The sequence below is a fragment of the Streptomyces sp. Ru72 genome, from assembly GCF_002920635.1.
Taxonomy (GTDB): Bacteria; Actinomycetota; Actinomycetes; order Streptomycetales; family Streptomycetaceae; genus Streptomyces.
The window spans coordinates 1-9,210 of the sequence record NZ_PQSR01000171.1 but is presented as its reverse complement, the minus strand read 5'-3'; the positions used below and the strand labels follow the sequence as shown (position 1 = coordinate 9,210).

The following is a 9,210-nucleotide window of genomic DNA, read 5'->3' as shown; positions in this document are numbered from 1 at the left end:
AAGAAGGGCACCTCCTCGCGGACGTGCATCCGTGCCTCCGAGCCGCGCAGGTGGCGCATGAGGTCGACGATGCGGTACAGCTCGTCGGCCTCGAAGGCCAGGATCCACTCGTAGTCGCCGAGGGAGAACGACGCCACCGTGTTGGCCCGCACGTCCGGGTAGCCGCGGGCCATCTTGCCGTGGTCCGCGAGCATGCGGCGGCGGTCCTCGTCCGGCAGCAGGTACCAGTCGTAGGAACGCACGAACGGGTAGACGCTGACGTAGTTGCGCGGCGTCTCGTCGGCGAGGAACGCCGGGATGTGCGAGCGGTTGAACTCGGCCGGGCGGTGCAGCGCCATGTTCGACCACACCGGGGTGAGCGCGCGGCCCAGCTTCGTGCGGCGGAAGAGGTTGTACGCCTCCTGGAGCTGGTCGCTCGTCTCGGCGTGCCACCAGATCATGAGGTCGGCGTCGGCGCGCAGGCCGGACACGTCGTACGTGCCGCGGATGGTCACGTCCTTGGCGGCGAGCTGGTCGAACAGCTCCTGGACCTCGTCGGCGTACCCGGCGCGGTCCTCGGGCAGCACGTCCTTCAGTTTGAAGACGGACCACAGCGTGTAGCGGATGACCTCGTTGAGGTCCTTGGCCAGCTTGCCCTTGTTCGGGATCCTGCCGGACTCGGTGGTGGGGGCGTCGTCACTCATGCACCTATTCTCCCGCTCCGCCGTGCAGGCTCTGCACCGGGTTGGCGGTGAGCTCCTCGACACCGCGCAGGTCACCGCTCAGCTGGTCGGCGGCCGCGTACGCGCTCGCGATGCACGCGGGGATGCCGACCCCGTCGTACACCGCACCGCACACCGCGAGCGCCGGCAGCTTCGCGACGTGCGCGCGGATGCGGGCCACGCGCGCGTGGTGACCGACCGGGTACTGGGGCAGGCCGTCGGTCCAGCGGGTGACGCGCGTCTCGATCGGGGCGGCGGCCAGGCCGGTCGCCTCGCGCAGGTCGTGCCGCGAGACGGCCACGAGGTCGGCGTCCTCCCGTCGCAGGATCTCCGTCTCCCCGTACCGCCCCACGGACGTCCTCAGCACCAGCACGTCCGGGCCCTCCTCGGCGATCCAGCCCCATTTGCGGGAGGCGAACGTCGACGCCTTGATCGTGCGTCCGTCGACGGGCGGTACGAGGAAGCCGCTGCCCTCGGGCAGGGTGACGTCGGCGCGGCGGTAGGCCAGGGTGACCAGGGCCATGGAGGCGTACTCGACGGCGCGCAGTTCGGCGGCCGCGTCCGGGGACTCGGCGTCCAGCAGCCGGGCGGCCACGGCGGCGGGCGCCGCGATCACCACCGCGTCAGCCCTCTCCGCACGGCCCCCGACGACGACCTCCCACTCCTCGGACGTGCGGCGCAGTCCGTCCGCCGCGGTCCTCAGCCGGATCTCACCGCCCCGCGAGCGCACCGACTCGGCGACCGCGAGCGGAAGTCGGCCGACGCCTCCCTCGATTCCCATGAAGACCGGTCCGCTCTGCTGCGCCGCGGCGGCCTTCGCCTGGATCTCGCGGACCGCCTCCGTCAGCGAGGCGTGCGCCTTGGCGGCCTCGAAGAGCTGCGGGACCGCCGAGCGCAGGGAGATGCGGTACGCGTCGCCCGCGTACACCCCGCCGAGCAGCGGCTCCACCAGGCGGTCGACGACCTCGCGGCCGAGGCGCGCCGCCACGTACTCCCCCACCGACACGTCGTCGCCGATCTCCGTGCGCGGCAGCTCCGCGTCGCGCTCGATCCGGGCGAGACCCTCGTCGGACAGGACGCCGGACAGTGCGGAGGCCGTGCCGGGGACGCCCATGACGTGCCCCTTCGGCATGGGCCGCAGGGCGCCGCGGGTCCAGATCGAGGCGGTCGCCGTGGCGGGCGGCTGGAGCCGGTCCGTGAGGCCCACCTCCCGGGCGAGCGCCACCGCCTCGGGCCGCCGGGCCAGCATCGACTCCGCCCCGAGGTCGACCCGCACGCCCGCGATGTCGCCGGGCAGCAGTTTGCCGCCGACCCGGTCGGACGCCTCCAGGACCGTGACCCGTGCGCCCCGGTCCAGCAGCCGGTGGGCGGCGGCCAGGCCCGCGATCCCGCCCCCGATGACGACGACATGCCCCGCGCCTCCGCGGGCCTCCACTGCGCTCATGTCCCCAGCCTCTCAGACCTCACTGACAGCCAGGCGGGCACCCGGTGTCCCGTCCGAGTCCCGACCGTGACCGCATCGGGACCGGATCCGGCCAACGTTCCGCGGGGGCCCGGAGTCGAAGAAGCGTCCGTCACGACGACTTCCGGGGGTTCGACCGCATGCACACTCCACGCTCCCCACGCCCGGTGCGGGTACTGGCCGCGACGCTGCTCGCCGCAGCGCTCGCGCTCGCGGGCTGCAGCGCCGACGACACCGGCGCGTCGAGCGACAGCAAGGCCCAGGCCGCCAAGGGCGCGCAGCGGCAGGGCGCCGCCGACAGCGGCACGGGCGGCGGCTCGACGGCACGCGGCAGCACGCCCAAGCTCACCACGAACGCCATCATCCGCACGGCATCGCTGACCGTGCAGGTCAAGGACGTGCCCAAGGCCCTCGACGAGGCGCGCACCACCGTCGAGAACGCGGGCGGGTTCGTCGGCGACGAGTCCACCACCCGCGACACCGAGGGCAACGAACGCACCCGGCTCGTGCTGCGCGTCCCCACCGAGAAGTACGACCAGGTGCTCACCGCGCTCCAGGGCGCGGGAAAGCTCGTCGAGCGCACCGCCAAGGCCGAGGACGTCACCGACCAGGTCGTCGACGTCGAGAGCCGCATCAGGTCGCAGCGCGCCAGCGTCGCCCGGGTGCGGGAGCTGATGGACCGGGCGGGCAAACTCGGTGACGTGGTCGCCCTGGAAGGGGAGTTGAGCTCCCGTGAGGCCGACCTCGAGGCCCTGCTCGCCCGGCAGGCGTCCCTGAAGGACCGCACCAGCCTGGCCACGATCACGCTCTCGTTGTCCGAGACCCCGGTTCAGAGGGCGGCGAAGGACGACCGGCCCGGTTTCCTGGACGCCCTGGCGGGCGGCTGGCACCTCTTCGTCACGCTGCTGCGGTGGATCGCCCTGGCGATCGGCGCCGCCCTCCCCTTCCTGGTGCTCGCGGCGGTCGTGGTGCTGCTCTGGACCCGGGTGGTACGCCCCCGGCTGCCGCGCCGCCCGGACCCGGTACCGGCGGCGACCGCCCTCGGCCCGCTCCCGGTGGCCCGCACGGCGCCGGAGCACGAAAGCCGGGGCGAGCAGGACTGAAATGCGCGCTGCCCGTAGCGTGTTCGCATGAACATGAGCCGTACGAGCCGCCCGCGGGAGCGCCTGGTCGTCATCGGCGGCGATGCGGCGGGCATGTCCGCCGCATCGCAGGCGCGCCGCCTCAAGGGCCCCGACGAACTGGAGATCGTGGCGTTCGAACGCGGTCACTTCTCCTCCTTCTCGGCGTGCGGCATCCCGTACTGGGTGGGTGGCGACGTCGCCACCCGGGACGAGCTGATCGCCCGTACGCCCGAGGAGCACCGGGCGCGCGGCATCGACCTGCGCATGCGAACGGAGGTCACGGAGATCGACGTGGCGGGCGGCCGGGTCCGCGCCCGGAACGTCGATTCCGGGGCCGAGGCGTGGACGTCCTACGACAAGCTGGTCATCGCGACCGGGGCCCGCCCGGTCCGCCCCGACCTGCCCGGCGCCGACTCGCCCGGGGTGCACGGGGTGCAGACCCTGGACGACGGCCAGGCGCTCCTGGACGCCCTCGCCACCGCCAAGGGGCGCAGGGCGGTGGTCGTGGGCGCGGGATACATCGGCGTGGAGATGGCCGAAGCGATGATCAACCGGGGCTACGAGGTCACCGTCGTCAACCGCGGCAGCGAACCCATGAGCACGCTCGACCCGGACATGGGCCGGCTGGTGCACCGGGCCATGGAGGGCCTTGGCATCACCATGGTGAACGACGCCGAGGTCACCAAGATCCTCACCGATGACGACGGCGGGATCCGCGCGGTGGGCACGCAGGACGCCGAGTACCCGGCGGACGTGGTGGTCCTCGGGATCGGCGTGCGGCCCGAGACGGCCTTGGCGCGGGCGGCAGGGCTGCCGCTCGGCGACCACGGCGGGCTGCTCACCGACCTCGCGATGCGCGTGCGCGGTCACGAGAACATCTGGGCCGGCGGCGACTGCGTCGAGGTCCTCGATCTGGTCTCCGGCAGTGAGCGGCACATTCCGCTGGGCACCCACGCCAACAAGCACGGGCAGGTCGTCGGGACCAACGTGGGCGGCGGCTACGCCACGTTCCCCGGCGTCGTCGGCACGGCCGTCAGCAAGGTCTGCGACCTGGAGATCGCCCGCACGGGGCTGCGCGAGAAGGACGCGCGGCGGGCGGGGCTGCGGTACGAGACGGTCACGATCGAGTCGACGAGCCGCGCGGGCTACTACCCGAACGCGGCCCTCATGACGGTCAAGATGCTCGCCGAACGCCGCACGGGCCGCCTGCTGGGCGTCCAGATCGTCGGCCGGGAGGGCGCGGCGAAACGCGTGGACATCGCGGCGGTGGCACTGACAGCGCGGATGACGGTGGAGGAGATGACGGCCCTGGACCTGGGCTACGCCCCGCCGTTCTCACCGGTGTGGGACCCGATCCTGGTGGCCGCCCGCAAGGCGACAGCGGCGGTACGGAGGAACGCCGGGTAGGTGATGGCGCCCCACAGGGGCACGGGAAACTGCGCGACCAGCCGAAGACAACCGGCCTCCGGCCGGCAGTCGCAGCCCCCACGGCGAGCGCCCGGATCAAGCCGTCTCGTGCTGCCCGACCCCGTTGATCCTCTCGATGGCCTGCCGAGCCTGCTCCCCCGGCGGCCGTGACGGCAACGAGGACACGGACGCGCTGGAGGCCACCGCGGGCGGCTGCGGCTGAGCCATCGGCTTCGCGTGTGCGGCAGCGCCCCGCGAGGACCGCAGCCGGTGGCTGACCGCCTCGTCGAGGGTCACGGGCCGCTGCATCTGAGTCGCGAGCCGGGCGGCCTCCTGGCCGAGCCGCGCGACGTCCTCCCAGGGCAGCTGGATCACCAGCGCCAGCTCGGCCTCCCCGTCGGGCAGGGCGTGTATCGGAGGAGTAACTCGGTCGTTCATCGCCTGTTCCTCACGTCGTCCCCGCGGCACGCCTTCCCCGCACCGCGGGCGGTTGAGGAGACATACGCAGTCGTGCACCGCCGCGTTCACCGATTCACCCGGCCGATCCGGGGCAGTACTTCCTTGTGGTCATCCCCGTCCATGATGTGAACCCGGTGCGCCGTACGCCCTATGTGACGTACGCGCTGATCGCGGCCAATGTCGTCGTCTTCCTGTTCACCCCCGGCCTGGCCGGTTCCGTCGCGGGGCAGAGCGACCTGTCCCAGTTCTGCCACCTCCAGGCGTTCCTGGACCACTACGCCGCGGTGCCGCGCGAGTTGATCCACGGCCAGCTGCCGCGGCTCGTGCCCACGGGCGCCGTCGGGGTCGGCCCGCACGGGCCCGGCTGTGTGGTGGCCCCACCGGGCTACGACAAGTCGCCGCCGGTGTCGGTGTTCACCGCGATGTTCCTGCACGGCAGCTGGCTGCATCTGCTCGGCAACATGCTCTTCCTGCTGATCTTCGGCAACAACATCGAGGACCGCCTGGGCCACATTCGTTTCGCGCTGTTCTACGTCGCGTGCGGGTACGCGGCGGGGTACGGCTACGCGTACCTCAACGCAGGCTCGAGCGACCCGCTGATCGGCGCGTCGGGTGCCATCGCGGGCGTGCTCGGCGCGTACCTGGTGCTCTATCCCAGGGTGCGGGTCTGGATCCTCGTGCCGTTCCTGCTGTTCCTGCCGCTGCGGCTGCCCGCGTGGATCGTGCTCGGCTTCTGGTTCGTGCTGCAGGCCGTCTACTCGTCCGGGAACGGTGTCTCCTCGGCCGGGACCGTGGCCTACGCGGCCCATGTGGTCGGCTTCATCGTGGGCATGATCCTGGCCCTGCCCCTGCGCCAGGGCACCCCGCAGCCACCCGAACCGCGCGGCCTGCTGTGGGGCAGGCAGGCCCGCCACACCTGGTGAGGACGGCGGAGCCGCGCCGCGAGGCGTTTCGCCCCGCACACTCCACGGAACCCGATATGTCCGAAACGCACGTCAGCGGGAGTGATCATGGGCGACCCACGCGAACGTGAACGCGAGCGGCAGTCGCCGCTCGAGCGGGAGACCGGCGAGCCGGACGTCCACCCGGAGGAGCAGGGGCGGTCGAAGCCCGATGCGTCCGGAGGTCCCCCGACCAAGGCCACCGACGCACGGAAGGAAACCGATGAGGGTTCCGATTGAGCCGTGGTCGTCACGGCCGCCCGTCCGACTCGAGGAGGTCTGACGTCCGACCGGCGGGCGGAGCACGCCGCCCCGGCCCCGGGCATGCGCAGCGATGCCGGAGACACAGGTGACGCGGGAGCACGCGGTCGGCCCGAGGACGCGCAGACCCCGGAGGCCGAAGAGGACCGGGCCCCCGGTGCGTCCTTGTTCGAGGAGACCTCAGACGCCCGTCATGCGGCCGACGAGGACACCTCCGCCGAGGCGTTCACCACGCGGGACGAGGACGACCGCGGCCGTCTCGCACCAAAGTTCCAGGAGCCCGGAGGGGCCGGGGAGGAGTCCTCCGGCGGCTGAGGGGCCCGCGCCGACACCGCCGTGCGCGGTGCCGCGGGCGCGGGTCACCAGCCGTTCGCCCGCGCCGGTCAGCGGGCAGTCTGCGTGTGGACGTACTCCACGAGCCGGGTGAGGCTGTCCGGGTCCGTGGACGGCAGGACGCCGTGGCCGAGGTTGAAGACATGACCCTCGAGGCCGGCGGCGGCGTCCAGGACCTCGCGGGTCTTGGCCTCGACGGCCGCGCGCGGGGCGAAGAGCACCGCCGGGTCCAGGTTGCCCTGGAGTGCCTTGCCGGGGCCGACGCGACGGGCCGCCTCGTCCAGCGGGACGCGCCAGTCGACGCCGACGACGTCGGCTCCGGCCTCGCCCATCAGCCCCAGCAGCTCACCGGTGCCGACACCGAAGTGGATGCGGGGGACGCCGTAGCCCTCGACGGCCCGGAAGACCTTGGCCGACGCGGGCAGCACCGAGCGGCGGTAGTCGGCGGGGGCCAGGGCACCGGCCCAGGAGTCGAAGAGCTGGACGGCCGAGGCACCGGCCTCGATCTGGACCTTCAGGAAGGCGGCCGTGATGGCCGCGAGCCGGTCCAGCAGGTCGGACCACAGCTGGGGGTCGCCGTGCATGAGCGCCTTGGTGTGCTCGTACGTACGGGACGGGCCGCCCTCGATGAGGTAGCTCGCGAGGGTGAAGGGCGCGCCCGCGAAACCGATCAGCGGGGTCTCGCCCAGCTCCGCGGTGAGCAGCTCGATCGCCTCGGTGACGTAGGAGACGTCCTCGGGGGTCAGGTCGCGCAGCCGGGCGAGGTCGGTGCGGGTGCGGATCGGCTGCTCGACGACCGGTCCGATTCCTGGCTTGATGTCGAGGTCGACGCCGATCGCCTTCAGGGGCACGACGATGTCGCTGAAGTAGATCGCCGCGTCCACGCCGTGCCGTCGGACCGGCTGGAGGGTGATCTCGGTGACCAGCTCGGGCCGCATGCAGGACTCGAGCATGGGGATGCCCTCACGCACCTTGCGGTACTCGGGCAGCGAGCGCCCGGCCTGCCGCATGAACCACACCGGCGTGTGCGGCACGGGCTCGCGTCGGCACGCCCTGAGGAAGGCGGAGTCGTACGTCGCTGTCGGCTGGCCCGTGGCGGGGCGGTCGTTGACACTCACGCAAAAAGTCTCGCACGCCACCGGAGCGATTCGGCCCCGGGGCGGGAGCGCCCTCGCGGGGGGCGCGGGACTGTGTCCGCGCGCGGCTGAGCCGCCTCGGCGCGCCACGCTTCGAAGGACCCGGCGGCCCTACGACGGGAACCAGCCACGACGAACCCGCGCACGGCAGCCGAACCCCGGGCGGCAACGGGTGTCTCTCCAAGCGGACGCGCTTTCTTCCCCTTAATCTTCCCCGCATGGCTGCGGCTCAGGAACGACTGACGGACGGCGCCGGCGGAATGGACGACGCGGAGGGGGAGGGCGATGCGATGGACACGGCCCCCCTGCCCTTCCGCGCCGCGGTCGACGCCCTGAAGGCCGCACGCCTGCGGCCGGAGATCGAGATCGAGCCGTCGCGCCCGCCGCAGCGGCTCGCCCCGCACACCTACGCGCTGGAGGCCGCAGTGGTCGCCGACGAGGAGGACCTCGCCGACGGGCGCCTCGTCCTGCTGCACGACCCGGCCGGGCACGAGGCCTGGCAGGGCTCCTTCCGCCTGGTGACGCTGGTGCGCGCCGAACTGGAGCCGGAGATGGCGGCGGACCCGCTGCTGCCCGACGTGTGCTGGTCCTGGCTGACCGGCGCGCTTCAGGCCCGCGGGCTGGCGTACGGCGAGCCGAGCGGGACCGTCACGCGCGCGAGCTCGCACTACTTCGGCGGGCTCGCCACCCGCCCGGCCGCCTCCCAGATCGAGATCCGTGCCTCGTGGACGCCCCGGGAGGGCATCGGAGGCGTCCCCGACACCGCGGCGCACCTGGCCTCCTGGTGCGACCTGCTGTGCCAGGTGGCGGGCCTGCCCCCGGCGGGGCCGGGCGACGCCTCGGTGGTGACGCTGCCGCAGCGTCGCGGGCCGCAGCCCCGCTGACCCCGGCGCGCCCACCGGCGCTGTCAATGCCGCCTTTACCTTCCTTGCCATCTCTTTGTCGATACGACCACTTTCAGCCTCGTATTGACCATGGACCGAACCGACTCGATCCCCAGATGATCGCTCGCGCGTCCGAATTGCACGGATTGTTACTCACCAAATCGTGATCATTCTCTAAAGGAGCACGAGTTTGGTGCCGAAGACGACTGTGACCTTGAAACACGGTTCGTCCCGGCCGCTTCCCCGAGCCGGCCCCGTCCCCGCACCCATCCAGGAGGCCTGGTGTCCGTTCTCCTCGAGCAGCCCGCAAGCCTGGTCGCCTACCGCCCCAACAAGCCGACCGCCATGGTCGTCGTGGCCGACCCGCGTGTTCGTTCCACCGTCACCCGCCATCTCTGGGCGCTCGGAGTGCGCGACGTCATCGAGGCGTCGTCCATCGCAGAGGCCCGTCCTCGTATCGGCAACCCGCGCGACATCTGCGTCGCCGACGTCCACCTCCCCG

The 9,210-nt window shown here is 72.4% G+C and carries 10 protein-coding genes and 1 pseudogene; 7 read left to right on the top strand and 4 right to left on the bottom strand.

All coding sequences use genetic code 11. The features are described 5' to 3' along the window. On the bottom strand, positions 1 to 683 hold a 683-nt coding region (hemQ, locus tag C3488_RS38115), incomplete at its 3' end, for a hydrogen peroxide-dependent heme synthase (RefSeq protein WP_103845419.1). A 4-nt stretch (positions 684 to 687) separates the two neighbouring features. Next, positions 688 to 2,145 carry a protoporphyrinogen oxidase gene (gene hemG, locus C3488_RS38110; RefSeq protein ID WP_103845418.1) on the bottom strand — a complete coding sequence of 486 codons (1,458 nt, stop codon included), beginning with the start codon at positions 2,143 to 2,145 and terminating at the stop codon, positions 688 to 690. Positions 2,146 to 2,303: 158 nt separating this feature from the next. Between hemG and C3488_RS38105 the strand changes: the two genes are divergently transcribed. Together C3488_RS38105 and C3488_RS38100 are read left to right on the top strand one after the other, a co-directional pair. Further along, on the top strand, positions 2,304 to 3,266 hold the full coding sequence (locus C3488_RS38105) for a DUF4349 domain-containing protein (protein WP_103845417.1): 963 nt from the start codon (positions 2,304 to 2,306) through the stop codon (positions 3,264 to 3,266). A gap of 27 nt (positions 3,267 to 3,293) precedes the next feature. Beyond that, positions 3,294 to 4,694, top strand: a complete 1,401-nt coding sequence (locus C3488_RS38100; RefSeq protein WP_103845416.1) for an FAD-dependent oxidoreductase — start codon at positions 3,294 to 3,296, stop codon at positions 4,692 to 4,694. A gap of 96 nt (positions 4,695 to 4,790) precedes the next feature. Here C3488_RS38100 and C3488_RS38095 read toward each other — a convergent pair whose 3' ends face one another. After that, the gene (locus tag C3488_RS38095; RefSeq protein WP_103845415.1) at positions 4,791 to 5,132 is read right to left on the bottom strand and encodes a hypothetical protein; all 342 of its coding nucleotides are present in this window, start codon (positions 5,130 to 5,132) and stop codon (positions 4,791 to 4,793) included. Positions 5,133 to 5,257: 125 nt separating this feature from the next. On the opposite strand from C3488_RS38095, the gene C3488_RS38090 reads away from it, so the two are divergent. The 3 genes from C3488_RS38090 (at position 5,258) to C3488_RS38085 (ending at position 6,670) form a co-directional block, all read left to right on the top strand. After that, positions 5,258 to 6,076, top strand: coding sequence for a rhomboid family intramembrane serine protease (locus tag C3488_RS38090; RefSeq protein ID WP_103845414.1), 819 nt, complete (start codon positions 5,258 to 5,260; stop codon positions 6,074 to 6,076). Between the two features lie 87 nt (positions 6,077 to 6,163). Then, positions 6,164 to 6,334 carry a hypothetical protein gene (locus C3488_RS40985; protein ID WP_181139363.1) on the top strand — a complete coding sequence of 57 codons (171 nt, stop codon included), beginning with the start codon at positions 6,164 to 6,166 and terminating at the stop codon, positions 6,332 to 6,334. Between the two features lie 3 nt (positions 6,335 to 6,337). After that, the gene (locus C3488_RS38085; protein WP_103845413.1) at positions 6,338 to 6,670 is read left to right on the top strand and encodes a hypothetical protein; all 333 of its coding nucleotides are present in this window, start codon (positions 6,338 to 6,340) and stop codon (positions 6,668 to 6,670) included. 68 nt (positions 6,671 to 6,738) lie between these two features. Here C3488_RS38085 and hemE read toward each other — a convergent pair whose 3' ends face one another. Next, positions 6,739 to 7,806 (bottom strand): uroporphyrinogen decarboxylase, encoded by a 1,068-nt coding sequence (hemE, locus tag C3488_RS38080; RefSeq protein WP_103845412.1) that lies wholly within the window; start codon positions 7,804 to 7,806, stop codon positions 6,739 to 6,741. Between the two features lie 236 nt (positions 7,807 to 8,042). On the opposite strand from hemE, the gene C3488_RS38075 reads away from it, so the two are divergent. Then, a complete protein-coding gene (locus C3488_RS38075; protein WP_103845411.1) occupies positions 8,043 to 8,708 on the top strand; it encodes a DUF3000 domain-containing protein in 666 nt (221 codons plus the stop codon). 282 nt (positions 8,709 to 8,990) lie between these two features. Continuing rightward, positions 8,991 to 9,210, top strand: a pseudogene (locus C3488_RS38070) (DNA-binding response regulator); the annotation flags it as partial.